Below are 24,832 nucleotides of genomic sequence, written 5' to 3' on the forward strand. Positions count from 1 at the left end.
TTGGCGGGGAGGCGCTGACCGGGCGATGCTCTAGCGTGGGCGCATGATTCGGGTCTTGCTGGCGGACGACCAGGCGTTGGTGCGCGCGGGCTTCCGGTCCTTGCTGAACGCCGAGGACGACATCACGGTGATCGGGGAGGTCTCGGACGGAGCGGAGGCGGTCGCGGTGGCGCGCGTGGAGAAACCCGACGTCGTCCTGATGGACATCCGGATGCCGGGCACGGACGGGCTGGAGGCGACGCGGCAGATCGGTTCCGAGGAAGCGCTCTCCGACGTTCGCGTGGTGATCCTGACGACGTTCGACCTGGACGAGTACGTGTTCGAGGCGTTGCGGGTGGGCGCGAGTGGCTTCCTGGTGAAGGACACCGAGCCGGTCGAACTGCTGCAGGCGGTGCGGGTGGTCGCCCGCGGGGACGCGTTGTTGTCGCCCGGGGTGACGCGGCGGTTGGTGGCCGAGTTCGCGTCGCGGAGCCGGCAGCCGCACGCGAGCAAGGAGCTCGACGTCCTGACCGAACGCGAGAAGGAGATCGTCGCGCTGGTCGGCGAGGGGTTGTCGAACGACGAGATCGCGGCCCGCCTGGTGCTCAGCCCGGCGACGGCGAAGACGCACGTCAGCCGGGCGATGGTGAAGCTCGGCGTCCGGGACCGTGCGCAGCTGGTGGTGCTGGCGTACCAGACGGGACTCGTTCGGCCGGGCTGGTTGGGCTGACAGCCTCGGTACGCGTCGCCGGAGTGAGTACTCCCCCGGCGGTAGTTGCAGTGACTCCCGGTGGGCGACGCGGGGGATAGAGGTTCGGCGAGACCCTCGGGGTATGACGACGACAGCTGCCCCGCTGGTTCAGGTGCACGGCCTGACCAAACGTTACGGCGACACCCTCGCGGTCGACGGTGTCGATCTGGTGGTCCGGCCGGGTGAGGTCTACGGCTTCCTCGGGCCCAACGGCGCCGGGAAGACGACGACCCTGCGGATCCTGACCGGCCTGATCGCACCGACCAGCGGGAGCGTCGAGGTGCTCGGCGGAGCGCCGGGCCAGGCTCGGGTGCTCGCACGGACCGGTTCGATGATCGAGTCGCCCGCGTTCTACCCGTACCTGTCGGGTCTCGACAACCTGCGGCTGCTCGCCGAGTACGCCGAGGTGCCGCGCGCCCGGGTCCGCGAAGTGCTCGAGCTGGTCGATCTGGCCGAGCGCGCGAAGGATCGCTTCTCGACGTACTCGCTCGGCATGAAGCAGCGGCTCGGGGTCGCCGCGGCGTTGCTGAAGGATCCGGAGCTGGTGATCCTCGACGAACCGACCAACGGGCTGGACCCGGCCGGTATGCGGGACATGCGCCGGCTGATCCGCGAGCTCGGGTCGGAAGGGCGGACCGTCGTCCTGTCCAGCCATCTGCTCGGCGAGGTCCAGCAGGTCTGCGACCGGGTCGGGATCATCAACGCCGGCCGGATGGTCGCCGAGCACGACGTCGAGGAGCTGCGCGGGCAACAGGAACTGGTGATCCGGGCGAGACCGCTGGAGAGCGCTCACTCGGTTCTCCGGGATGTTCTCGGTCCCGAGGCCGTGCACCTGTACGACGACACGTTGCGCGTCAAGGTCTCCCGCGATCGCGCCGCCGAGCTGAACCAGCTGCTGGTGCGGGCCGACATCGCGGTGTCGGAGCTGCGCAGTACCGAGAGAGCGCTCGAGGACGTGTTCTTCGAACTCACCACGGAGGAGAAGTCCCATGCTGGGTAGCTATCGCGCGGAGCTGATCAAGCTGCGGAAGCGGTCGGCGGTCTGGGTGCTGTTCGGAGCCGGCCTCGTGCTGAGTCTGATCTTCGGGTACGTGCTGCCGTACGTCGGTTATCTCACCGGGGACGACAATCCGCAGACGGCCGGAGTCCCGCGCGCGGAGGTGCTGCGCGGGTTGCTACCGGAACGCGTGCTGGACAACACGATCGGCGGGTTCCCGGTGTTCGCGGGAGCGCTCTCGCTCGTTCTCGGGGCGATCGTCGTCGGCGGCGAGTACACGTGGGGCACGTTGAAGACCGTGCTCACCCAGCGGCCGGGGCGGATCTCGGTGCTCGGTGGGCAACTGCTCGGGCTGTTCACGATGGTCGCGCTGTGGGTGCTGGGGATCTTCGTGGCCTGCGCGCTCAGCAGCGTGGGGATCGCGGCCGCCGAGGGCGGAGCGATGAACTGGCCGGGTCCGCTGGAGATCGTGGAGGCGTTGGCCGGTGGGTGGCTCGTGCTGACGATGTGGTGCCTGGCCGGCGCGGTGCTGGCTGTTGCCTTTCGCAACGTTGCACTGCCGATCGGGCTGGGTGTGGTGTGGATCCTGGGCATCGAGACGTTGCTGGCCGGCGTGGTGAGCAGTCTGCTGCCGGACCTGGAGGTGCTGTCCGACGCGTTGCCGGGAGCGAACGCCGGAGCGTTGGTGTTCAGTGTGACGGGCATGGTCGCGGCTGACGCGCCGCCCGGCGTGAGAGATGCCGTTGGTGGCGGACGGGCGCTGGCGACGCTGGTGGCGTACAGCGTGGTGTTCGTGGCGCTGGCGGCGTACACCACTCGGCGGCGCGACATCGTGTGAGAACAATGTGGTCGTGACGAACGTGATCCTGCCCGCTCAGCCGGGAACGGTGTTGGTGGTTCATGCGCATCCGGATGACGAGGTGTTCGCGACCGGGGCGGCGACGATCGCGCTGTCCGACGCGGGCTGGGAGGTTGTCCTGCGGGTCGCGAGCGGTGGGGAGGCCGGTGAGGATCCGGAGCTCGGGGAGGCGGAGGCGCGGCTGGTTCGGACTCGGAAGTTGGCGCGGTCGTGTGAGTTGCTGGGGATCTCGGAGTGGGGATGGCTCGGGGAGCCGGCGCAGTGGGTCGATCGTGGTGGGGACGGGGGTCCGGAGACGGTTGCGGATGCGGAGAGCGCGATCTTGGTTGACGCCGTACGGCGGGCGCTGGTGGAGGTGCGGCCGGCCGTCGTACTGACTGTGGGGGGCGATGGGCTGACCGGGCATCCGGATCATGTCGCTGTGGGAACTGCGGTGCGGGAGGCGGCGTGGGCTCGCGAGGTGGAGGTGTTGGGGGCTCGGTTGCGTACGGCGGATGTTGCTGCGGCTCGGGCTGAGCTAGGTCGGCTCGTCGCGCAGGGTGGAGTTCTTGATGGCGAGGGACCGCGGACCGGACCTGGTCGGGTGGTTGGCGCGGGCAACGAGGGGCGCCGGATCGGATCCGGGCGGGTGGTTGGTGCGGGCAACGAGATCGCGCTGGTAGAGGTGAGCGGATCCGGCGTCCCGTCGAAGAGCAGCCGCGGCGAGCGGGATTCAGGACGGCCGGTTGCAAAGGACGGAAGCTCGGCGGCGGAGATCGAGCAGCGGCGCCGGGCGGCGCTCGACGTGTATCGGAATGGCCTCGGGTCGTTGCCGCTGCGGGAAGTGGTGAACGGCCAAGGCCGGCTCGGAGATTCGGTGCTGCTCCGAGCCGTCCTCGACGTGCGGGGTTGGGACCGCGACTTGTTCGAGCGGGGTTAGAGCCGGCGGCCGGCGTGGGCCAGGGCCAGTTCGCAGAACATCGCGTTGGCCCACGAGAACCACTCGCGGGTGTACTGGTTGGGGTCGTCGACGTGGAAGCCCTCGTGCATCTGACCGGTGCCGCCGGTCGTGTCGCGCAGCGTCTGGAGGATCTGCGCGCGCTCCTCGGCGGACGTCGCGGTCAGGCCCTGGACGGCGAGCGCGATGTGCCAGACGTAGTTCGGCGGGGTGTGCGGGCTGCCGATGCCGGACGCGTGCTTTCCGCTGTAGTAGTAGGGATTCTCAGGGCTGAGCAGCAGTTTGCGGGTCGCCAGGTACGTCGGGTCGTCGGGTTCGGCGTACCCGCTCAGCGGCGCTGACAGCAGGCTCGGCATGTTCGCGTCGTCCATCAGCAGGCACTCGCCCGCGCCGTCCACCTCGTAGGCGAAAACGCGCCCGTACGTCGGGTGGTCGACCGTGCCGTGCTGGGCGATCCCCTCGTCGATGCTCACCCGCAGCTGTTTGGCGCGGTCGGCGAGTGCCGAATCGCCGAGCACCTCGGTCGCGATCACCTCGAGATAACCGAGCACCACCGAGGCGAACATGTTGCCGGGCACGTTGAACCCGTGCTCGGTCGCGTCGTCGCTCGGCCGGAAAGCGCTCCACGACATCCCGGTCGGCTTGGTCCAGCGGCCGCGGCCCTCGCGGACCAGCGTGTCGGTGACCGGCTCGCCGTGCCGCTCGAACCGGTACGGCGAGCGCTGTTCGTGGTCGAGCTCGACCGTCCACAGGTCGATGATCGCGTTCGCGGCGGTCCGGAACCGCTCGTCGATCACGTCGTCACGGCCGGTGATCCGCCACAGCTTGTACGCGAGGTCCAGTGGGAAGCACAGCGAGTCGATCTCGTACTTGCGCTCCCAGACCCACGGCGACATTTCGGTCAGGTCGGTGGTGTGGCCGGCGCCGTTGGCCTCCCGGTTGAAGGCGTTCGCGTACGGGTCGATCGCGACGTACTCCAACTGCCGGTGCAGGACGCCGATCAGCACGTCCTGCAGGCCGGGGTCGTCGGCGCACAGCACCAGGTACGGACGCAGCTGGGCGGCCGAGTCGCGCAGCCACATCGCCGGGATGTCGCCGGTCAGCACGAACGTCGTACCGTCGGGCAGGCGTTCGGCGACGGCCGGCAGGTTCTGCGCCATCGACTGCTGGAACATCGTCGCGATCACCGGGTCGCCGGTGGCCTGGCGGACCTCCTCGGTGGCGCGGGCCAGCACGTCGGGGTCGATCATCAACACATCACCTTTCAGCGGGACAGGATGTCTCACACCGCAGTATTCACGGCGCTCGACGGGGCGGGATCGTCAGGGAGCGCTCTCCACGGGCCCGAGCAGCAGGACCGACGGATTGGGCGAGAACGTGTGGTCGAGAACCAGGCTGGCCGCGCCCACCGCGCCGACGTCGGCGCCGAGCGCGGTGCCGGCCACGGCGAACGGGTGCACGGAGCGAAGCAGGAAGCGCTCTCCGAGCGTCTCCCGGACGGTGTCGGCGAAAAACCGGGCGAGCTTGTCCCAGTGCGGTCCGCCGAACACCACGCGCTCCAGGTCGAGCAGGTTCGCGATGTCCTCGACCACCTTGGCGATCCGGGCGGCCAGGGCGGTGAGGATCTCGCGGGCCGCGCCTGGTTCGTCGGCCGCGGCGGTCGCACAGAGCGCCGCGAAGGCACGGTCGACCGCGTGCCGGTCTTCCAGGTCGATGCCCTGGGCAATGACTCCGGCGTCGACGGCCTGCTGGACCAGGTATCTGGGCTGGCTGGTCTCGCCGACGCAGCCGCGGCGCCCGCACGCGCACGGTGGGCCGTCCGGGTCGACGATCACGTGGCCGATCTCGCCGACGTTGCCGGACGAGCCGCGGACCACCTCGTCGTTGATCACCAGGCCGGCGCCGACACCGGTGCCGAGGTAGAAGAACACGAAGCTGCCGCGGCCGTTGGGGCCGCCGGCCCATTTCTCCGCCGACGCGGCGGCTGTGACGTCCTTGTCGAGCAGGACGGGGAGTCCGGTTCGGTCGCGCAAGGCGTCGCGGAGGGGGACGCGGTGCCAGGCGGTGAGGTTGGGTGGGTCGACGACCGCGCCGCGCTCGACGTCGATCGGTCCGGGTGCGGCGATCCCGACGCCGACGACGCGGGCGCGGGGTGCGCCTGCTTCGGTGATCACCTGCTCGACCATGGCCGCGATTCCGTTGATCAGCGCGTCGGGGTCGTCAGCCGGGGACGCCTCGGCGGCGCGCTTCGGCGCGGGGGTCGCGTTGAGCGGCGCGGGGTCGGCGCCGGACGGCGGCGGCGCGGAGGCGGCGTACGTTGCGACGCGCGGCGCGGGGTCGGCGCCCGACGACGGCGGCACGGGGTCGGCGTACGTTGCGACGGTTTCGGTGTCGGCTCGGCGGCGGGCGACGATCGTGCCGGTGAGGTCGAGTACGACGACGGTGACGACGGCGGGGTCGAGGTGCACGCCGACGGCGTACTGGCCGGTGGGCTCGAGTTCGAGCAAGGTGCGGGGTTTGCCGAGGCCCGCGTTCTTCTGCCGGCCGGCTTCGCGGACCAGACCGGCGTCGAGCAGGCGGCGGGTGATGTTGGAGATGGCCTGGCCGGACAGTCCGGTCGCGGCGGCGAGCTCGACCCGGCTCAGCAGTTGGTCGGCGCGGCGGATCGCGTCCAGGACGACGCTGTCGTTGAACCCTCCGACGCGGTCGAGGTTCGTACCGCGCCGGACCACAGCCGGCGGCTGCTCCGTGCTCACCACTCCCCCTGTCCTCACGACGTGGTCACCCGGAGACCGGGTCCGCACCCCACGGCAACGACCAGTCGTACTGGACGGTGCCGGCGCTCGTGCTCCAGATGTTCGGCGTCGTGTTCACCAGCCAGTCCAGCGGCTCGAGCTGGTCACCGCCATCGAGCGCCAACCGTATACCGTCGGCAAGTTCCTGATCCGCCCGCGCGGTCCGGGCCGCCGGATCCACGGAAACGAAAAGAGCGCTCCCCGACCGAGCGACGAGATCAAGGAACCGCTGGTTGAGTTCCCACGGGGTCTGCGGAGTGCACGGGACGCAGTCGGCGTCGAGCACGAAGAACCGCTGGTGCTGCGGCAGCCGGAAGGCCAGCGAGTTGACGCCCATCTTGCGAGTCCGTTCCCAGTCCCGGCCGGACGTGTCGTCGCCGGTGCGCTGGACGTCGACCAGGCCGGCCGCGAGATGCCCGACGGTGTTGCAGCCGATCAGCACGACGTCCTCGGCGGCCGCGCGGATCTCGCGGTAGAAGTCGAGCACGATCTCGGCGGTCGTCCGGGTCGGGTCATGGAACTGCCAGCCCGCGTCGGTCAGCCGCGCACCCATCGCCGGCCCGAAACGGCCGAACACGTCGTACGTGCTGAAGTCGTGCTTGACCAGCTCGAAGCCCCAGGACCGGAACCGCTGGAGGTCGCCGCGGACCAGGTCGAGCACTTCCGGGTACGTCGGGTCGAGCGCGCGGCCAGATCCCTCGCCGCCGTTGGGATGCGCCCAGGGACCGCTCTCCCGGGACAGCAGCGGCCGGAACCACAGCCCTGGCCGGGCGCCGAGCTGCTTGATCGATTCGGCGGTCGCGGCCAGGTCGTCGAAGAGCCCCGGGATCCCGCTGTCCCACGGACCGCCGGACGCGTTGCCGCCCGGGTTCCAGCCGTCGTCGACGACGCTGAACGGCTTGACCGGGTGGCTATCGGCCAGCTCGACGATGGTTGCCGCGTCCTGGAGGACCGCCTTCTCGTCGAAGCCTTCGCCGTACGCGTAGTACCAGTTGTTCGCGCCAACGACCGGACCGAGGTCGGTGCGCGGCGGAAGGTTGGCGCTCATCACCTCCGTGGCGGCGTGCAGCGTTGTCCACGGCGTACCGGCGTCAGTGAACTCGCGGACGACGGCGGCCTGAAGGCGCCGGCCGTTGAGCTGCGTCGGGCCGCCGCCGTTGCGGAGGTCGAGCCAGAGGGTGACACCGGTGCGGTCGACGGTCCAGGAGCAGAAGGCCCCGGGATGGACGTCGACACCCATCCCGGTGGTCGCGCCGGTCTGCTGGTCGTGAGCGAGCCAGTACCACGGGAGCAGCCGCTCAGGCTGGAGATGCCGCCACTGCAGATCGCCGTACGAGCGCTCCCAGGCGTCGCCGAGGATCAGGGAGCTCTCCGGGAGAGCGCGCTCCCAGCGAAGCGCGACGCGGGAAACGGTGGTCGCCGTGACGGTGACTTCGCCGCTGTCGGACCACGTGACCTCGGTCCGGAGAGCGCTCCAGCGGTGGCCGTCGCGGGTCGCTGCGGTGAGGGCATCCGTCGGGCTGTTCTGCACGAAGACGTGGGTCGGTTCGTTCACCGGGCAGAATTTACCCCACAGACTTTAGTAAGTCTGCTGGTCAGCCCGCCAGATGTTCGACAGCTTCGACGAGACGGTCGACGTCCGACTGGTCGGTGTACGGCGCGAGGCCGGCCCGGGTGGCGCCGGTGTCGCCGAGACCGAGGTGGCGCGAGGTCTCGATGGCGTAGAACGAGCCGGACGGAGCGTTCACGCCGTACTCGGCGAGTTTGGTCGAGACCGCGACAGGCTCGTGGCCGGCCACACTGAACAGCAGCGTCGGCGTACGGCGGCGCGCTTTGCCGTGCAGGGTGACCGCGTCGATCGCGCCCAGCCGCGACTCCAGCTCCGCCCGGAGCGCGTCCTCGTGGATCTCGAGCAACGTGAGAGAACTCAGCAACCGCTCTCTGCGGGTCTCGCCCACTCCCCCGAGACCGGCGATGAAGTCGACCGCGGCGGTGGTGCCGGCGAGCAGCTCGTACGGCAGGGTGCCGAGCTCGAAGCGTTCCGGTACCGCATTGCTGGACGGCAGCAGCTTGTCGGGGTTCAGGGTTTCCAGAAGCGCGGGCGACGCGGACAGGACACCGCAGTGCGGGCCGAAGAACTTGTACGGCGAACAGGCGTAGAAGTCGGCGTACGAGGCGTTGATCGGGGCGTGGGCGGTGAGGTGGACGCCGTCGACGTACAGGAGTGCGTCAGTGGTCCGGACCGCGGCGGTGATCGCTTCCAGGTCGGGGCGGGTGCCGAGCAGGTTCGAGGCGGCGGTGACGGCGACGAGCTTGGTGCGCTCCGAGAGCAGCGGCGTGATGTCGTCGAGCTCGGTGGTGACGGGGTCGAAGGCGAGCCAGCGGACGGTGGCGCCGACGGCTTCGGCCGCCTGGACCCACGGCCGGACGTTGGCGTCGTGGTCGAGCCGGGTGACGACGACCTCGTCACCGGGACCCCAGTTCTTGGCCAGAGTCCGGGAGAAGTCGTAGGTCAGCTGGGTCATGCTGCGGCCGAAGACGATGCCGTTCGGGTCGGCGCCGAGCAGGTCGGCCATCGCCTGGCGCGCCTCGATCACGATCTCGTCGGCGCGGCGCTCGGCCGGGGTGAGGCGGCCGCGGTTCGCCAGCGCCGAGGTCATCGTGCGGGCGACGGCGTCGGCGACCACCTGGGGTGTCTGGGAACCGCCGGGGCCGTCGAAGTGCGCGGCACCTTCGGACAGCGCGGGGAACTGCTTGCGGACCGCATCCACGTCGAAGTCAGGCATGGGGACATCCTTGCTTGCCGTCCAGCACGGAAGGAAGGGAAAGGCAGGCGGGGACGAGCACCGCAGGAACCGCTCCAGTGCCGCACGCGCGGATCGACGCGGCGGACCGGCGGACCGGCGGAGTACCGCACGCGCGTCGACACGGCCGACCATGGGAGTGCGGCTACGGGCGAGGACGGTTGTCGCTGTCGTACGCGTGGCGGGACTCGTCGACGGCCGGGAGGTTGGTCTTCGCCCAGGTGGCCAGCGTGGCGAACAGCGGAGCAAGCGTCAGGCCCAGCGGGCTGATCTCGTACTCGACGCGGGGCGGGACCTCGCGGTGGTAGGTGCGGGTGATCAGCCCGTCGCGCTCGAGTTGGCGCAGGCGCTGGGTGAGGACCTTCGGCGTGATCGGGCCGATCCGGCGTTCGAGTTCGACGAAGCGTTGGCGGCCGTACTCGTTCAGAGTCCACAGGATCGGCGTCGTCCAGCGACTGAAGACGATGTCGACCACCGGGGCGATCGGGCAGGCGAGCTCGGGAGTGACCTCGGTCACGACGTTCCCTTTCGGCCGATACTTTCTCCTAGGTACCTACTATCTCCAGGACAGTAGCGTCAGCGCCAGTCCTTCACCGAACAGAAGACTGGAGCACGTTGTGATCGTCGTGACTGGAGCAACGGGAAACATCGGGCGCACGCTGGTGCGGGCGCTCGTCGACGCCGGCGAGGAGGTGGCGGCGGTCTCGCGGAAGGCGGCCGAGCTGCCGCCCGGCGTTCGGCATCAGGCCGCTGATCTCACCAGCGACAAGCTCGAGCTGAGCGGTGCGAGAGCGCTCTTTGTGCTCCCGCCGGGCGGCTGGTACGACGCCGATGCGTTGCTGGAGAACGCCCGGACAGCCGGCGTACGACGGGTCGTGCTGCTTTCGTCGCAAGGGGTCGGCACGAACCGGCATCCCGCCGTACTGGAAGACGCGGTGAAGCAGTCCGGCCTGGAGTGGAGCGTGCTGCGGCCGTCGGGCTTCCAGAGCAACACGTTGGGATGGAGTCAGTCGGTCAGGGAACGCCGGACGGTCGAGGCTCCGTACGGCGAGATCGCGCTCCCCCAGATCCATCCCGCGGACATCGCGGAGGTCGCAGCAGTCGCGCTGCGCGACCCTGCCTCCGCCGGTACGACGTGGGAACTCACCGGGCCGATCGGCGTTTCGCCGCGTGAGCAGACGGCCGCGATCGCGGAGGCGCTCGGCGAGCCGGTGCGGTTCGTGGAGCTGACCCGGGAACAGGCCAGAGAGCGCTTCCTGCGTTTCATGCCGGAACAAGTCACGGACAGCACTCTGGCGATCCTCGGACACCCGAACGACGCCGAACGCCGGGTGAGCCCGGACGTCGAGCGGGTGCTCGGCCGGCCCGCTCGCGGTTACGCCGACTGGCTGGCCGACCACCTCGCCGCCTTCCGCTGAGCCGCCACCCGATCGCGCCGACGTCAACTCCTGCCCAATTTCAGGCAAAAAGCGGAAATTGTCGGCAGCGTACTGCAGGATGTCAGGAGTGAGCACCTTGACGACTCCTGACAAGCCGCCGGTCCGGGCCTGGCTTCCGACCATGGTGACGCTGGCCGCGATCTGGGGCTGCAGCTTCCTGTTCATCTCGGTCGGGGTGCGCGAGCTGCACCCGATGTACCTCGCGCTCGGGCGCGTGATCGCCGGATCCGTTGTCCTGCTGGCGTTCCTGGCGATCAAGCGCGAGTCGCTGCCCCGGGAGCCGCGCCTGTGGGCGCACACGTTCGTGATCGGCGCGATCGGGTCGGCGATCCCCTGGACACTGTTCGGGTACGGCGAACAGCGGGTGCCCTCGTTGCTCGCCGGGATCTGGAACGGCATCACCCCGCTGGTCGTGCTGCCGGTCGCCGTCCTGGTGTTCCGGACCGAGAAGTTCACCGCACAACGGGTGATCGGCCTGCTGATCGGGTTCGCCGGGATGATGGTCGTGCTCGGCGCGTGGAACATCGAGGGCGGTGCCGACCTCACCGGCCAGCTGCTCTGCATGGCCGCCGCCGTCTGCTACGGCATCGCCGTGCCCTACCAGAAGCGATTCGTGGCCGGCAGCAAGGTCTCCGGGACCGCGCTGTCCGCCAGCCTGTTGCTGTGCGCAACGATTCAGCTGGCGATCGTGGCGCCGATCGTCACCGGTGCGGCGCCGCCGATGCCGTGGACGCTGTCGCCCGAGGTGATCGGCAGCGTGCTCGCGCTCGGCGGTCTGGGCAGCGGGATCGCCTTCGTGCTCAGCATGCGCAACATCCGGCTGATCGGCGCGAGCATGTCGTCGATGGTGACCTACCTGATGCCGATCTTCGCGATCGTCGTCGGCGTCCTGGTCCTGGACGAGCACCTGACGTGGTACCAGCCGGTCGGCGCGCTCGTGGTGCTCACCGGAGTCGCGGTGTCACAGGGCGTCGTACGGCGTCCGGTGCGGTCGGGAAAGAAGCCGCGCAAGCCTCTGCAACCGACGGTCGCGCCGGTACCGTGAGCTGAGACCGGCGGTCCCGGGGAGGGCGGTCGCCGGCTTCCGGCACAGGGGGCGACACGATGAGTACTGGCACGAAACCCGACACCCACGCGATGGTCGTGGTGCACCGGGTGTTCCAGCGGGAGTTCGACCTGCTGCCGGACCTGGTCGAGGGCGTGCGGGACGGCGACACCAAGCGCGCGGCGGTGCTGGCCGAGCACCTGAGCGACCTGGTCGCGGCGCTGCACCACCATCACCAGGCCGAGGACGACCTGATCTGGCCGGTGCTGCTCGAGCGCGCGTCGCTGCACACCGACCTGGTGCACCGGATGGAGGCGCAGCACGCGGCGCTCGGTGCGCTTCTCGATCGGATCCAGAGGCTCACACCCGTCTGGGGCCGGACCGCGAGCCGGGTCGAAGGTGAGGATCTGGCTGCGACGGTCCGCGAGGCGTCCGCGGTGCTGCGGCAGCACCTGGCCGAGGAGGAGGACGAGATCCTGCCGGTGATCGCCGAGCACCTGACGGTCGAGGAGTGGGGCAAGGTCGGCGAGCGCGGCGCGAACGGGATCCAGGACAAGCGCAAGCGGTTGCTGTTCCTCGGGGCGATCCTCGAGCAGGCCTCACCCGACGAGCAGCGCGAGTTCATGGGCGAACTGCCGCCGCCGGTCCGCGTGCTGTGGAAAGTGGTCGGCGGACGCGCGTACTACAACTACACGCGCCTGATCAGGAAGGGCTGACGGAGAGCGCCGGAGAGCGCTCCCCCGCGGTCAGGAACGGCGCAGGTTGGGAATCGACGCGACGACCACCGCAGCCAGCGCGAGCAGCGTGCCGGCCACCACCTGGAACGTGACCTCGGTGTCGGCGGCCGGCGCGAAGAGGTCGATCAGCAGACTCGCGATGAGCTGACCGGCGATGGTGCCGAGCCCGAGAACGAAAACGCCGACGATGCGGACCACCGCGGCCGCCGCGCTGATGAACACCACGCCACAGAGCCCGCCGACGTACAACCAGGGGTCGCTCGGCAGCGGGCGCGGAGCACCGCGGAAGGCCAGATCGACGAGAAAGACGACGACCAGCGCGCAGGTCCCGACGAGGAAGTTGATCGTGCCGGCGGCCAGAGCGCCGTACGCGTCGCCGGACGCCGTGCGCGCGACCCGGCCGTTGATGCCCTGCTGGATCGCCGTGCCGATGCCGGCCACCGCGGGCAGGATCGCGAGCAGCAGCCCGGACGGATGACTCAGCTGATCCGACACCGCCAGTACGACGGCCAGCAGCGCGACCACCGCGCCCACGACGCGCAGAGTCGTGTACGGCTGCGGACCGGCCGGGCCGAAGCCGAGCCGGTCGACCACGAGGCTGCTGACCGCCTGCCCGCCGACGACCGCGACGGTGAACACGGCGACCCCGATCACCGCGACCGTGATCGACTGCGTCGCGACCAGGAACGCCCCGGCCAGCCCGCCGAGGCACTGCCACCAGCGCAGCGGACCACCCGAACCTTCGGACGGCGTACGGATGGTTTGCCAGACCTGACCGATCGCCTCCCGGATCCGCGGGACCAGCGCCGCCGCGGCGAGCAGCACGATCAGGCCGGAGACGAACGAGATCAGCGCGGCGGTCACACCGTCGCCGAGCCGGTTGCCGAGATCGCCGTTCACCCGCGACTGGACAGCGACGAGCATGCCGATGCCGAAGGACGCGGCAAGCCCGAGAATCTGGTGCTGCTGGGCGCTGCGGACAGGGCGGTTGTCGGTCGTTGTCACCCTTTCATCATGACCGTTCGCCTTCAGACGCCTGACACCGGTCCAGGTCTCAAGACCGCCGGATCAGCGCGAGGTACATCGCGTCGGTGCCGTGCACGTGCGGCCACAACTGCACGTCCGGCCCCTCTCCGAGCTCCGGTACGCCGGGGAACAGCGCCCGCGCATCCTCCAGTACGGCGTCCGGCCGGCGCGCCAGCACGGCGTCGACCACCTCGCGCGTCTCCCCCGGATGCGGCGAACACGTCACGTACGCGACGACGCCACCAGGCCGGACCGACGTGATCGCCGATGCGAGCAACGCTTCCTGCAGCGGTCGCAGCTCGAGAACGTCCTCCGGCGTACGGCGCCAGCGCGCTTCCGGGCGACGCCGCAACGCGCCGAGACCACTGCACGGCACATCGGCCAGCACCCGGTCATACCAGCCGGCCGGCCACGTCGGCTTCGTCCCGTCGCCGACCAGCACCTGGTGCTCGCCAGGAATCGCGCGCAGATTCGACCGGACCAGCTCGGCCCGATGCTTCTGCGGTTCGACCGCCGTCAGCACGGCGTCGCCCTGGTTGGCCAGCGCCGCGAGCAGCGCGGACTTACCACCCGGACCCGCGCACAGGTCGAGCCACTTCGCATCGCTGCCCTCGAGCGGCGCAGTCGCCAGCGCGGTCGCCACGAGCTGCGAGCCCTCGTCCTGGACACCCGCCCGGCCGGTCGCGACGGCCTGGATCCGGCCGGGATCGCCGCCGCCCTGCAAGACCGCCGCGTACGGCGACCAGCGGGCCCGGCTCGCGCCGGCCTCGATCAGCTCGTCGACGTCCGACAGACCGGGCCGCGCGACGAGCGTGACCTTCGGCGGATCGTTGTCGGCGTCGAGCAGATCCTCGACCGACCACTCCACGGAATCGGCGTGCTCGGCCACGGCCGCCGCGTCCGGCGTCCTCGTGGCGAGCGCCTCGGCGAACGCCTCGATCACCCAGCGCGGATGCGCCTTGGCGATGGCCAGATAGCCGACGTTGTCCTCCTCCGCGGGCGGCGCGACGGTCGCGATCCACTGGTCGAGCGTGCGCTGGCTGATCTTGCGCAGCACCGCGTTGACCAGTCCGCTGCGGCTCTGGCCGACCTCCGCGCGCGTCAGCGTGACCATCTCGTTCACCGCGGCGTACGAGTCGACGCGCATCCGGAGCAGCTGGTGCGCGCCGAGCCGGAGCAGGTCGAGCAGCTCCGGGTCGAGGTCGGCCAGCGGGCGGGAGACGCTGCGGGCCAGGAACGCGTCGTACGTGCCCTGCCAGCGCAGCGTGCCGTGCACCAGCTCGGTGCAGAACGCGGCGTCGCGGCCGCCGAGGCGCTGGTCGCGCAGCGCCTTGTTGAGCGTGAGGTTGGCGTAACCGTCCTCGCCGTTCACCTGCCGGATCACCCGGTACGCGATCTGCCGGACCTCGTCGGGACGCCGTTGCGGAGCGCGGTTACGCGGCGTACGGTCGCTCACTCGGCACCCAGCTGGTCGTCGTCGGTGAGGCGGACCCCACGGGCCCAGTCGGCGCCGGGCATCGGCTTCTTGCCTTGCGGCTGGACGGTGACCAGCTCGATCGCCTTGCTTCCGGTGCCCACCGTCACCGACGACTTAGTACTACGGATCGCGCCCGGCGGCAGTTCCTCGTCGGTCAGCGCGGTCGCGAGCACCTTCAGCCGCTCGCCGCGGAACGTCGTCCAGGCGCCGGGCGACGGGTTGCAGCCGCGGACCAGGCGATCGATCTGCTGGGCCGGGTGCTTCAGGTTGATCTCCGCGTCCTCGACCGTGAGCTTCGGCGCGATCGAGACGCCGTCGGCGGGCTGCTCGACCGCCTGCAGTACGCCGGCCTCGATGCCGTCGAGCGTGTCGACCAGGAGCTTGGCGCCGGACTTGGCGAGCCGGTTCAGTAGGTCGCCCGCGGTGTCCTTCGGGCCGATCGGCTCGGTCAGTACGCCGTACACGGGGCCCGCGTCGAGCGCCTTGACGATCCGGAACGTGCTCGCGCCGGTCACGTCGTCGCCGGCGATGATCGAGTGCTGGACCGGGGCGGCGCCACGCCAGGCCGGCAGGACCGAGAAGTGCAGGTTGATCCAGCCGTGCGGCGGGATGTCGAGCGCGGCCTGCGGCAGCAACCCGCCGTACGCGACGACCGGGCAGCAGTCGGGGGCGATCTCCTTCAGGCGGGCCAGGAAGTCGGGGTCGCTGGGTTTGACCGGCTTGAGGATCTCGACGCCGCCGAGCTCTTCGGCGTACTGGGCGACCGGGGAGGCGACCAGCTTGCGGCCGCGGCCGGCCGGCGCGTCCGGGCGGGTGACGACGGCAACGAGTTCATGGCCGCTGGCAACGATGGCCTCGAGCGCGGTGACCGACACCTCGGGGGTGCCGGCGAAAACGAGTCTCACAGGCCGAATCCGTTCATCGCGTGCGGTGAGACCTTGATCTGCGGCGGGCCGGACAGGCCCGACCACTCGGCCTCGCGGATCGCCTTCATCGCGGCCTTGCGGGTCTCGCGGTCCAGCCGGTCGACGAACAGCACGCCGTCCAGGTGGTCGGTCTCGTGCTGGATGCAGCGGGCCAGCAGGTCGTCGCCCTCGATCACCACCGGGTCGCCGAACATGTTGAAGCCGCGGGCGATCACGTGCTGGGCGCGGCGGCAGTCGAAGGTCAGGCCGGGGATCGACAGGCAGCCCTCGGGGCCGAACTGCTCCTCGGCCGACAGCGTGAGCTCCGGATTCACCAGGTGACCCAGCTCGCCGTCGACGTGGTACGTGAAGACCCGCAGGCCGACGCCGATCTGCGGCGCGGCCAGGCCGGAGCCGGGTGCGGCCTGCATGGTGTCGGTGAGGTCCGCGACCAGGCGGCGCAGCTCGGCGTCGAAGTCGACGACCGGGTCGGCCTTGGTCAGCAGCACGGGATCGCCGAACAGACGGATGGGTTGGACCGACACGCAGACTCCTTCGCAGCAGGACCTGACAAGTCTAGTGGCGGGCGTACGGCGTGCTGCGGCGCGTGGGGTGGTGCGGCTGCGTCGGGGCCGCGGTCGGGCGGCTCGGTGATCACACGGATGTAATTCGCGGACCCCACTCCCAGTTGTTGCCGTGAGCACGTAGTGTGGCCTCAGGCGTACCTACAGTCACACAAGCCACACGCCCAACGGGAGTAGACAATGCGCACAGCGACACGGGGGGCTGCCGCACTGATCAGCTTGGGGGTCCTGCTGTCGCAGGCTCCGCTGGCTCGGGCCTTCGAGTTCGACCCGGCGTACCGCGCCGCGGACGCTGAACCGACGCGAGCGCCGGCGGTGGTCCGGCCCTCGGCTCCGGATCCTGGATCTGTTGAATCATCCGAGGCTTCCGAGTCCTCTGAGCCTGCTGAGCCGGGGGGCGCGCCAACGGTCGCGCCGGTGGCCGGCGACGGCGCGGCGGCCGAGCCGCCGGTCGCGCGGAGCTGGAGCGAACTGGTGAAGCAGGTGACGGAGACGTCGCCGAACAACCTGGAGCTGCGGGCGACCGCGGCGGAGCAGTCCAAGCAGGTGATGCGCTGCTTCACGCTGGAGACCGAGAACTACTGCCTCGGGCTGGGTTTCGTCGACAAGGTGCCGAGCGGGGCGCAGATCAGTGCGACGGTCGTCGAGCCGGACGTCGCGCGGGACGACCTGCGGGCCGGGGTGTCGGCCGAGCAGGACATCGCGACGGGCGCGTTGAGTCCGGTGGCGTTCGTGGGCGAGCGGGCCGCGATGTCGAAGGCGGAGCGGACGAACGCCGAACTGGAGGAGATGCAGACGGCGTGGGACGGGCGGGACAAGGCTCGCGCGCTGCGGCTGCTGGACGCGGAGGGGAATCCGCCTGCGGGCGCGACAGGCGATGACACGGCGGGTGCTTCGGACGGGTCCGACTCCGCTTTGCCGGGCGGGTCGGCGACGACTGCGCCGACGACCGGTGACGGGCGGACCGGCGTACCGGTGCCTGGGGCGGGTGAGACGGTGGCGCCGAGTGCGGGGCAGAGCGTGGCGCCGAAACCGGGAGGCCCGTCGACCAAGCCGTCGCCGCCGCCGCTGAAGCCGCCGGTGGTGGTCAAGCCGAAGCCTGTCTCGAACTACATCATGAAGGGCTACCAGACCTCGCAGGACCGCGGGTACTGGTGCGGCCCGGCGACCTTCCAGTCGATCGACTGGGCCGACGACAAGCAGAAGGACACCCAGGCGTCCTGGGCCAAGGACCTCGGCGCGACCACGTCGGGAACCGCGATCTCGGCGATGGTCAAGCAGACCAACCTGAAGACCAACTGGGATCTTGCCGCCGGCACCTACATCGTGCAGAACGTCAGCCACTGGACACCGGCGAAGTTCCTCCAGGTGCACCAGAACCACCTCGGCGACGGCGCCCCGGCACCGGTGATCGAGCACGTCCAGCTGCTGAAGCGGTACTTCCCGTACCTGGCCTTCAACCACAGCGGTCACTACCAGGTCGGGCGCGGCTACAACAAGAAGACCGGCACGATCGGGATCTTCGAGGTGTTCAACGAGCGCCGCTTCAACAGCCGGGGCAACAAGACCGACGGCGCGCGCAACATTCCCGCCACGGCGATGTTCAACGCGACGCTGGCCAACCAGTTCAAGAACATCGGTCTGTAGGCGATGCGCGACCGCATCATGCCTGATCGTCACGGCAGCACCCGCGGCCGGGGTCGTCACCTGCTGATCCCGGTCGCCGCGGTCGCCCTGCTGGCGGCCGGCTGCTCGGGATCGAACTCGGGATCACCGGAGAGCGCTCCCTCTGTTTCTCCGACACCCTCCGGTACGCCGAGCAGCACACCACCCCGACCGGGCAGTACGCCGAGCCAACCGCCCGAGAGCAGTCCGACGGTGAGCCCCGGGAACCCATCGGGCAAGCCGGTCTGGACGAAGATCCTGCGCCAGCCCGTCGACGGCCAGCACATCGTCACGCAGCAACGGAAGTACCTGGTCACCCGCAGCAGCGACGAGGCCGGCACCACCACCGTGACCGACCGGGCCAGCCGCAAAGTCGTCGTACGGCACGCGCCGCCGGCCGGGTTCGTCGCGCAGTCGCCGGTGGTGATCGACGACCGGTGGGCGCTGATCGAGGAGATCCGCTCCGACGGTCCGGACCCGCAGATCCGTGCCTACCGGTACGACCTGAGCACCGGCGCGAAAACGGACCTGGCCACACAGAGAGCGCTCCCCCGGATCTCCGAGCCGGAGATCGGCGCGTACGACGGGACGTTCGCGTACAGCAGCACGGACGCCAAGAAGCGGTCGTGCCTGGTGATCGCATCGCTGGACACGTTGGCGGCGCGCACGGTGACGTGCGTGGCTGATCCGGGGTACGTCGCCGATCCGGTCGTGTCGGCGGACTCGGTCACGTTCAGCACGATCACGGCGCCGCAGAGCCCACAACGCTGCAAGCGTCTGTTCGCCGCGCCGCTCGCCGGTGGGCCTGCGCGGCCGATCGCGGCCAGTCGCAACTGCATCCAGTGGAGCGGAGCGACGTTGCGTGGGGCAACTATTTGGTCGGAGATCGGGGCGGACGATCCTGACCAGTATCAGAGCCGGGCCTATCTGCGGGAGTCTCCTGGCGCTGCCGCTCGGTCGCTCGGCTCGATTGTCACCGACACGATCGTCGCTTGCGGCAACTGGATCCATTGGGAGGTGCGGTCGATGCCTAACGGCGCCGAAACCTACCAGGTCCACCGCTGGCAGCCTGGTCTCGCTCGACCGCAGATCATTTACTCGACTCCCCCAGACACCGCGATCACCGCGCCGGCGTGCCAGGACAACACGCTGATTGTCGAGGCCGCGCATCTTGGTGGAGGCACCAAGTACACCGAAGCGCTTGCAACTGGCACTGTCTGACAACAGGCCGGCGACCATGCGGCCGGCGACGTCGCCTGTGGCTGATGCCACGGCGGCCGGAGGTGGCAGGGTGGGCCGATCCCTAAGAATCCTCGGGCAGCGGCTGGGCGCCCTGACCCCTGTGGGGTCAGGGCGCCAGCAAGCACCCTCGGTTCCAGGCTCGAGCAGGCACCCTCGGTTCCGGAGTTGTGCGGGTCAGGGCTTCAGTGGGAGGCCGCGGGTGCGGAGTTGGGTGCGGAGGTCGGGGGCTGAGGTGAAGAGTTCGGCGTCGAGGCCGGCGGTGCGGGCGGCGTCTACGTTGCGCTGGACGTCGTCGGTGAAGAACGTGCGCGCGGGGTCGAGGGTGAAGCGCTCGACGAGTAGGCGGTAGATCTTCTCGTCGGGTTTCACCACCTGTTCGTGGCCGGAGACGATCTCGCCGGTGAAGGTGTCGAGGATCGGGAAGGTCTCCTTCGCGATCGCCCACTTCTCGCCGGAGAAGTTGGTCAGCGCGTACGTCGGGACGCCCAGCGCCTGGAGTTCGGTGAGCACCTCGGCGGTGTCGGTGAACAGGCCCTTCACCATCTTGAGCCAGCCGGTGTCGTACGCCGCGATCCACTCCGCGTGCTCCGGGTGCAGCGCGGTCAGCTCCTCGACGGCTTCGGCCCACGGGCGGCCGGCGTCCTGCCGCATGTTCCAGTCGGGGGTGGTGATCGCCGTCAGGAAGTGCCGGCGCTGCTCCTCGTCGGGGATCAGTTCGGCGTACAGGTAGTTCGGGTTCCAGTCCAGCAGGACCCCGCCGATGTCGAACACGACCACGTCGACCTTTTGCTCACTCATGCCTCCACCCTACGAAAACCCGGAGCGCGTTCGGCCGCCGCACCGGCGCGCGCGTGCAGAGCGGGAGAGAGCGCGATCTGACCGAGGAACAGGACCACGCCGAGCGCGGCGCAGGCGAGCCAGGTCGTGGTGCTGCCGAAGTGCTCCAGCGCGTTGGTCCCGGCCAGCGGACCGATCACCGAACCGAGTCCGAACGACATGCTGCCGGCCAGGCCCATGTACCCGCCGCGCAGATCCACCGGGGCGAGGTCGGCGAAGACCGCGCCGATCACGGCCGCGAAACCGATCTCGCCGATGGTCCAGACCACGACGGACAAACCGTAGCCCCACCAACTGTCCACCAGCGCGCCCACGCCGAAGCCGAGCCCGACGATCAACATCGAGCCGGCCAGGAGTTTCGGGCGGTCGAGCGCGGCGAGCCGCCGATTGACGAAGGGCTGCACGACGACGATCACCACGCCGTTCAGTGCGATCACCAGACCGTACGTCGAACTGGGCAGGCCGTCGCCGGCCATCGCCAGCGGCAGCGTCGAGTAGCCCTGGAAGTAGATCGTCGCGTAGCCGATCTGCAGCAGGATCATCAGCAGAAACGTTCCGTCGCGCAGCACCACCGGCAGCAACGCCCGGCGCGGACCGTCGTCGAGCACGGGCCGGGTCTCCGGGACCATCCGCCAGATCACCAGCGCCGCGACGACCGACGTACTGGCGTTGATCCAGAACAGCAGGTTGTAGCCGATGCTCGCCAGGACGCCGGCGCTGACGGTGGAGACCGAGAAGCCGAGGTTGATCGCCCAGAACAGCAGCCCGTACGCGCGAACGCGCTCTCTGGGCTGGAGCAGATCGGCGACCGTCGCCTGGACCGCCGGGCGGAACAGGTCGCCCATCAGGCCGACGACGAACGCGGCGACGGCGATCGTCTCCAGCGAGCGGGCCGAGCCGAGCAGGATCAGCGCGGCCGCCGTACCGAGGAAGCCGATCAGCATCGTGCGGCGGCGGCCGATGCGGTCCGAGAGCCAGCCGCCGACGAGTTGCGAGACCACCGAACCGGCGCCGACGGCGGCCGCGACGGCGCCCGCGGTGCTGGCGGACAGGTGCCGCTCCTGGGTCAGGTAGAGCACGAGGAAGGGCTGCACGAAGCTGCCGAGGCGGTTGACCAACTGGCAGACCCAGAGCGCCCAGAACGAACGCGGCAGCGGAGAGCGCTCCCTGGGAGCACCGATCGATGTCATGTGGTCCAGGTTCCGGGTGGTCGGCGGGTGGTGTCGATCATTAGTTTCTGGACTAATCCTCGCGCTGGTCGGTGGACGTCACTAGAGTTGCGGAGGTGATCAGCATTCGACTCAACACCGACGACGTCAGCCGGATCCGGTTCGCGTTCTCGCCGGTGTGGGAGACGGTCACCAGCGTCCGGGCCCTGAGCAACAATTCGCTGGGGAGTGTGCACGGTCCGTGGTTGCGCAAGGTTCGCCCGCTGCTCGGTGAGGAGGGCGTGGACGGCGGCCGGCGCGACGCCGGAGCCACGAGTCGGCGTGAGACGCGAGCGGCTGACAGCCCGGCTCGGCGTGATGCGCAGGCCACTGACGCCCCGGACCGGCGTGATGCGCGAGCGGCCGGCGCACCGGGGCGGCGCGGCGAGCTGCGGAGGGTCGACGCGCACGCCGGCGACGAGGTCGCGGAAGCGCTGCGGTTGCTGCGCGCACTGATTCCGGCGGTCGGCTACATCCCGGACTTCATCACCCCGGCGCCGCCTCGGCGGTCGACCGGGTTCGAAGCCGGGCTGGCGGCGATCGAGGCGACGCCGTACGAGCTGGTCGTCGACGAGCTCGGGAAGTTGCACCACGACACTCCCGATCCGTTGCTACCGGGACTCATCGCCGATCCGGGCGCCGCGCTGACGCGGATCACCGCGGCGCTGCGCACGTACTGGCAGCGGGCGGTGGAGCCCGACTGGCGGCGGATGCGCGCCCTGCTGCAGGACGATCTCGTGTTCCGGCTGGACGAGTTGGCGACGGGTGGCTTCGACCGGTTGTTCCGCAATCTGCATCCGTCGGTGCGGCTGAACGGGAACCGGATCGAGATCGAGCGGCCGTTCGTGTGTTGCGACGGGATGCCGATGGCCGGGCAGGGGGTGCTGCTGGTGCCGTGCGTGTTCACCTGGCCCAGCACGTTGATGGTGACCGCGGCGCCGCACGTGCCGACGATCACCTATCCCCCGCGCGGGCTCGGGCGGTTGTGGGAGAGCCAGCAGGAGACGGAGGGCTCGCCGTTGGCGGACCTGGTCGGGCGGACGCGCGCGGCGATCGTGAGCCACCTGGACCTGCCGATGTCGACCACCCATCTCGCGCACGCGCTGGACGTCTCGGCTCCCACGCTGAGCGTCCACCTCGGCATCCTGCGCAACGCGGGTGTGGTCGACTCGCGCCGCGACGGTCGGACGGTGCTCTACTACCGGACGTCGCTCGGCAACCAGCTGCTCGCCGCAGGCAGCAGCGGCCGACTCTCCGAAACGGCCTGAGCACCACGACGTACTGGTCGTCGAGCATTACGTGCGTCCCGTACGCCGGCAGCTCGACCAGCCCTTCAAATGCCGAGCCGGATCAGCCGAAGCTCGCCGGATCGACCTGCACCCGCAGCGGGCCGGGGAGCTTCTTCGTGCCGCGGGCCGACGAGGCTTCCTTGAGCGCTCGGGCGAGGCCGGAGCCGTAGGCCCTCGGCGTACGGACGACGGCGCGAACGGTTTCGTCGTCGACGTCGACCGGGCCGAGAACCTCCAGCCCGGCGGCCGGGTCGACCAGTTCGCGGACCCGCGCGACCATGTCGGCGACCGCGTCCGAGGAACCGACGAGCTCGGCCAGTTTCGCGGCCGGGGCCAGGCGAGCGGCGCGGCGTTCGTCCAGCTCGCGGGTCGCGTAGCCCTCGGGACTCCAGCGGACGACGGCCTGCAGCGGCATCGCCGACGGTTCGCCGACCAAGATCACCTTTCCGCCCTCGCGGGCCGGACGCACCATCGCCGCCGCGTTGAACCAGCGCCGGACGGCCTCCTCCGGCGCGCGCAGGTCCTGCCGCGCGAGCAGCAGCCAGGTGTCGAGCAGCAGCGCGGCTGCGTACCCACCGTCGGCGATCGGCTCGGCGCCCGGCGTCGTCACGATCAAAGCGGGCGCCGCCGGGATCTCGTCGAGCATGTTGTCGCCGCCCGACGTACGGACGAGAACGCCAGGGAAGGCTCGCCCGAGCTCCTCCGCCGTTCGCCGCGCGCCGACGACAGCCGCGCGCATCCTCGTGTCGCCGCACTCCGGGCACCGGTGATCGGTCGCGGGCCGGCCGCACACGCTGCAGCTCGGCGGCCCGGCCGAGCCGGTACGCCGCAGCGAACCGCCGCACGTCGTACACCGCGACGGCGTACGGCACGTCTGACAGACCAGGCTCGGCAGATACCCGGCGCGCGGCACCTGCACCAGCACCGGGCCGGTCTTCAACCCGTCGCGCGCGATCTCGAACGCCTGGTGCGGCAACCGCGCCGCTCGCGCCGCCGGGTCGCGAGCCAGATCGCGATCCGACTCCCCCGCGATGTGTACGGCGGGAGCGGCGGCGCGGATGACCGACCGGTCGGCGATGAGCTCGGCCGCCCAGCCGGACTCCAGCAGCGCGGCGGTCTCGGCGGAGCGGGCGAACCCGCCGAGCAGCGCGGCGCACTTCTGGCGATGCGCCCGCAGCAGCAGGACCTCGCGGGCGTGCGGGTAGGGCGCGCGCGGCTCGGCGTAGGAGTCGTCGCCGTCGTCCCACAGCGCGACCAGTCCGAGATCCGCGACCGGCGCGAACGCGGCCGCGCGCGTGCCGATCACAACCCGGGTACAACCGCGCAGCGCGGCGAGGAACGCGCGGTACCGGGCGGTGGGGCCGAGGTCGGCCGACAGCGTGACGAAGCCGTCGGGGCCGAGCACCGCCGTACAGGCCTTGGCTAGACGCTCGAGATCGCGGGCGTCGGGGGCGAGCAGGAGGGCTCCGCGGCCGGTCGACGCGCAGACCGCGGCGGCTTGGGCGAAGGCGAGAGCCCAGTCGGCGCCCGGTAAGGCGGTCCAGATCGCGCGAGGTGCTTCGGTACGGCGTACTGCCTCGAGGAAGCCCTCGGCCTGCGGGTACGGCGACCACTCGGACCGCGACGTCGACTCGACCGGCCGGATCGGCTGGCTGCAGCGCAGGGTCTCGGCCTCGACCTTCGCGAGGCGCGGGGGGACGGCGAGGCGGGTCACGTCGGCGAAGACGCCCGCGTACCGGTCGGCGACCGCGCGGCACAGGTCGGCGACCTCGGGCGTGAGCACCTGCTCGGGTGAAACGACCTTGCGAAGGCGCGCGAGCTTGCCGTCGTGCTCGGACGACGCGAGCCGCTCGAGCACGAACCCGTCGAGGTCCTTGCCGGCGAAGCGCACCTTCACCCGCGTCCCCGGCTGCGCCGCGTCGGCGAGGTCGTCGGGGACGAGGTAGTCGAACGGGCGGTCCAGATGCGGCAGCGACACGTCGACCGCGACCCGGGCGACGGGCAGCACGTCGGTGATCCCGGCCGGCTCCTTGGTCCGCGAGCGCCGGACGGTCTCGCGCAGCAAGGTCAGCTGCTCAGGACTCTCCCCGTTCGGTGCCACTCGGGAACTCTAGTCCGATCGCCGGACAACCCGCCGCAAGCCTGTGGACAACACGACTCCGGGGTGGTGCGGGGAGGCCTGGCAGCTGAGACCGCGGCGGCGTCGGCGAGAACCAAAAGACCCGGCGATGGGCGGAGACGACGAACGCCCGCACC

General features: G+C 70.4%; 22 protein-coding genes. 10 read left to right on the forward strand and 12 right to left on the reverse strand.

All coding sequences use genetic code 11. The features are described from left to right. Positions 1 to 43 precede the first annotated feature (43 nt). The 4 genes from ACQPXM_RS25670 to ACQPXM_RS25685 all read left to right on the forward strand — a co-directional run bounded on the left by ACQPXM_RS25670 (position 44) and on the right by ACQPXM_RS25685 (position 3,505). Entirely contained in the window at positions 44 to 709 is a 666-nt protein-coding gene (locus tag ACQPXM_RS25670; protein ID WP_432937715.1) for a response regulator, read from the forward strand. A 103-nt stretch (positions 710 to 812) separates the two neighbouring features. Then, on the forward strand, positions 813 to 1,730 hold the full coding sequence (locus ACQPXM_RS25675; RefSeq protein WP_432937718.1) for an ABC transporter ATP-binding protein: 918 nt from the start codon (positions 813 to 815) through the stop codon (positions 1,728 to 1,730). Further along, complete coding sequence (locus ACQPXM_RS25680; RefSeq protein ID WP_432937720.1) at positions 1,720 to 2,565, forward strand: ABC transporter permease subunit; 846 nt, start codon at positions 1,720 to 1,722, stop codon at positions 2,563 to 2,565. Before ACQPXM_RS25675 ends, ACQPXM_RS25680 begins: the two co-directional genes overlap by 11 nt. Before the next feature lie 13 nt (positions 2,566 to 2,578). Further along, entirely contained in the window at positions 2,579 to 3,505 is a 927-nt protein-coding gene (locus tag ACQPXM_RS25685; protein WP_432937723.1) for a PIG-L deacetylase family protein, read from the forward strand. Here ACQPXM_RS25685 and ACQPXM_RS25690 read toward each other — a convergent pair. The 5 genes from ACQPXM_RS25690 to ACQPXM_RS25710 all read right to left on the reverse strand — a co-directional run bounded on the left by ACQPXM_RS25690 (position 3,502) and on the right by ACQPXM_RS25710 (position 9,639). Further along, complete coding sequence (locus tag ACQPXM_RS25690; RefSeq protein ID WP_432937726.1) at positions 3,502 to 4,773, reverse strand: glycoside hydrolase family 125 protein; 1,272 nt, start codon at positions 4,771 to 4,773, stop codon at positions 3,502 to 3,504. The genes ACQPXM_RS25685 and ACQPXM_RS25690 overlap by 4 nt on opposite strands. 72 nt (positions 4,774 to 4,845) lie before the next feature. Further along, positions 4,846 to 6,279 (reverse strand): ROK family protein, encoded by a 1,434-nt coding sequence (locus ACQPXM_RS25695; RefSeq protein ID WP_432937728.1) that lies wholly within the window; start codon positions 6,277 to 6,279, stop codon positions 4,846 to 4,848. A gap of 25 nt (positions 6,280 to 6,304) precedes the next feature. Further along, entirely contained in the window at positions 6,305 to 7,873 is a 1,569-nt protein-coding gene (locus ACQPXM_RS25700) for a hypothetical protein (RefSeq protein WP_432937730.1), read from the reverse strand. A gap of 40 nt (positions 7,874 to 7,913) precedes the next feature. Further along, the gene (locus tag ACQPXM_RS25705; protein WP_432937733.1) at positions 7,914 to 9,104 is read right to left on the reverse strand and encodes a cysteine desulfurase-like protein; all 1,191 of its coding nucleotides are present in this window, start codon (positions 9,102 to 9,104) and stop codon (positions 7,914 to 7,916) included. A gap of 163 nt (positions 9,105 to 9,267) precedes the next feature. Further along, entirely contained in the window at positions 9,268 to 9,639 is a 372-nt protein-coding gene (locus tag ACQPXM_RS25710; RefSeq protein ID WP_432937735.1) for a winged helix-turn-helix transcriptional regulator, read from the reverse strand. A gap of 100 nt (positions 9,640 to 9,739) precedes the next feature. On the opposite strand from ACQPXM_RS25710, the gene ACQPXM_RS25715 reads away from it, so the two are divergent. The 3 genes from ACQPXM_RS25715 (at position 9,740) to ACQPXM_RS25725 (ending at position 12,322) form a co-directional block, all read left to right on the forward strand. Next, positions 9,740 to 10,540: an SDR family oxidoreductase gene (locus tag ACQPXM_RS25715; protein WP_432937737.1), complete on the forward strand. Its 801-nt coding sequence runs from the start codon at positions 9,740 to 9,742 to the stop codon at positions 10,538 to 10,540. Positions 10,541 to 10,619: 79 nt separating this feature from the next. After that, positions 10,620 to 11,606 carry a DMT family transporter gene (locus ACQPXM_RS25720; RefSeq protein ID WP_432937740.1) on the forward strand — a complete coding sequence of 329 codons (987 nt, stop codon included), beginning with the start codon at positions 10,620 to 10,622 and terminating at the stop codon, positions 11,604 to 11,606. A 59-nt stretch (positions 11,607 to 11,665) separates the two neighbouring features. Beyond that, positions 11,666 to 12,322 (forward strand): hemerythrin domain-containing protein, encoded by a 657-nt coding sequence (locus ACQPXM_RS25725; RefSeq protein WP_432937742.1) that lies wholly within the window; start codon positions 11,666 to 11,668, stop codon positions 12,320 to 12,322. 30 nt (positions 12,323 to 12,352) lie between these two features. Here the strand turns inward: ACQPXM_RS25725 and ACQPXM_RS25730 are convergent, their stop codons facing one another. The 4 genes from ACQPXM_RS25730 to def are packed head-to-tail and all read right to left on the reverse strand — an operon-like array spanning position 12,353 to position 16,296. After that, the gene (locus ACQPXM_RS25730) at positions 12,353 to 13,348 is read right to left on the reverse strand and encodes a DMT family transporter (protein WP_432937745.1); all 996 of its coding nucleotides are present in this window, start codon (positions 13,346 to 13,348) and stop codon (positions 12,353 to 12,355) included. Between the two features lie 49 nt (positions 13,349 to 13,397). Continuing rightward, positions 13,398 to 14,825, reverse strand: a complete 1,428-nt coding sequence (locus ACQPXM_RS25735) for an RsmB/NOP family class I SAM-dependent RNA methyltransferase (RefSeq protein ID WP_432937747.1) — start codon at positions 14,823 to 14,825, stop codon at positions 13,398 to 13,400. After that, a complete protein-coding gene (fmt, locus tag ACQPXM_RS25740; RefSeq protein WP_432937750.1) occupies positions 14,822 to 15,751 on the reverse strand; it encodes a methionyl-tRNA formyltransferase in 930 nt (309 codons plus the stop codon). Before fmt ends, ACQPXM_RS25735 begins: the two co-directional genes overlap by 4 nt. After that, complete coding sequence (def, locus tag ACQPXM_RS25745; protein ID WP_432937753.1) at positions 15,748 to 16,296, reverse strand: peptide deformylase; 549 nt, start codon at positions 16,294 to 16,296, stop codon at positions 15,748 to 15,750. Before def ends, fmt begins: the two co-directional genes overlap by 4 nt. Positions 16,297 to 16,752: 456 nt before the next feature. Between def and ACQPXM_RS25750 the strand changes: the two genes are divergently transcribed. Together ACQPXM_RS25750 and ACQPXM_RS25755 are read left to right on the forward strand one after the other, a co-directional pair. After that, on the forward strand, positions 16,753 to 17,982 hold the full coding sequence (locus ACQPXM_RS25750) for a C39 family peptidase (protein ID WP_432937755.1): 1,230 nt from the start codon (positions 16,753 to 16,755) through the stop codon (positions 17,980 to 17,982). Positions 17,983 to 18,213: 231 nt separating this feature from the next. Continuing rightward, positions 18,214 to 19,221: a hypothetical protein gene (locus ACQPXM_RS25755; protein WP_432937758.1), complete on the forward strand. Its 1,008-nt coding sequence runs from the start codon at positions 18,214 to 18,216 to the stop codon at positions 19,219 to 19,221. A gap of 195 nt (positions 19,222 to 19,416) precedes the next feature. Here ACQPXM_RS25755 and ACQPXM_RS25760 read toward each other — a convergent pair whose 3' ends face one another. Continuing rightward, positions 19,417 to 20,040, reverse strand: coding sequence for an HAD family hydrolase (locus tag ACQPXM_RS25760; protein ID WP_432937760.1), 624 nt, complete (start codon positions 20,038 to 20,040; stop codon positions 19,417 to 19,419). Further along, positions 20,037 to 21,269 (reverse strand): MDR family MFS transporter, encoded by a 1,233-nt coding sequence (locus tag ACQPXM_RS25765; protein ID WP_432937762.1) that lies wholly within the window; start codon positions 21,267 to 21,269, stop codon positions 20,037 to 20,039. Before ACQPXM_RS25765 ends, ACQPXM_RS25760 begins: the two co-directional genes overlap by 4 nt. A gap of 95 nt (positions 21,270 to 21,364) precedes the next feature. Between ACQPXM_RS25765 and ACQPXM_RS25770 the strand changes: the two genes are divergently transcribed. Then, complete coding sequence (locus ACQPXM_RS25770; protein ID WP_432937765.1) at positions 21,365 to 22,555, forward strand: ArsR/SmtB family transcription factor; 1,191 nt, start codon at positions 21,365 to 21,367, stop codon at positions 22,553 to 22,555. A gap of 82 nt (positions 22,556 to 22,637) precedes the next feature. On the opposite strand, the gene ACQPXM_RS25775 is transcribed toward ACQPXM_RS25770, so the two are convergent. Further along, positions 22,638 to 24,677 carry a primosomal protein N' gene (locus ACQPXM_RS25775; protein ID WP_432937767.1) on the reverse strand — a complete coding sequence of 680 codons (2,040 nt, stop codon included), beginning with the start codon at positions 24,675 to 24,677 and terminating at the stop codon, positions 22,638 to 22,640. Between the last annotated feature and the right edge of the window lie 155 nt (positions 24,678 to 24,832).

It is taken from the genome of Kribbella sp. CA-253562, from assembly GCF_050942265.1.
Taxonomy (GTDB): domain Bacteria; phylum Actinomycetota; class Actinomycetes; order Propionibacteriales; family Kribbellaceae; genus Kribbella.

Coding starts and splice junctions, on each gene's coding strand:
- ACQPXM_RS25670 (WP_432937715.1), top strand. CDS start 44: ATGATTCGGGTCTTGCTGGCGGACGACCAGGCGTTGGTGCGCGCGGGC.
- ACQPXM_RS25675 (WP_432937718.1), top strand. CDS start 813: ATGACGACGACAGCTGCCCCGCTGGTTCAGGTGCACGGCCTGACCAAA.
- ACQPXM_RS25680 (WP_432937720.1), top strand. CDS start 1,720: ATGCTGGGTAGCTATCGCGCGGAGCTGATCAAGCTGCGGAAGCGGTCG.
- ACQPXM_RS25690 (WP_432937726.1), bottom strand. CDS start 4,773: ATGATCGACCCCGACGTGCTGGCCCGCGCCACCGAGGAGGTCCGCCAG.
- ACQPXM_RS25705 (WP_432937733.1), bottom strand. CDS start 9,104: ATGCCTGACTTCGACGTGGATGCGGTCCGCAAGCAGTTCCCCGCGCTG.
- ACQPXM_RS25720 (WP_432937740.1), top strand. CDS start 10,620: ATGTCAGGAGTGAGCACCTTGACGACTCCTGACAAGCCGCCGGTCCGG.
- ACQPXM_RS25725 (WP_432937742.1), top strand. CDS start 11,666: ATGAGTACTGGCACGAAACCCGACACCCACGCGATGGTCGTGGTGCAC.
- ACQPXM_RS25760 (WP_432937760.1), bottom strand. CDS start 20,040: ATGAGTGAGCAAAAGGTCGACGTGGTCGTGTTCGACATCGGCGGGGTC.
- ACQPXM_RS25765 (WP_432937762.1), bottom strand. CDS start 21,269: ATGACATCGATCGGTGCTCCCAGGGAGCGCTCTCCGCTGCCGCGTTCG.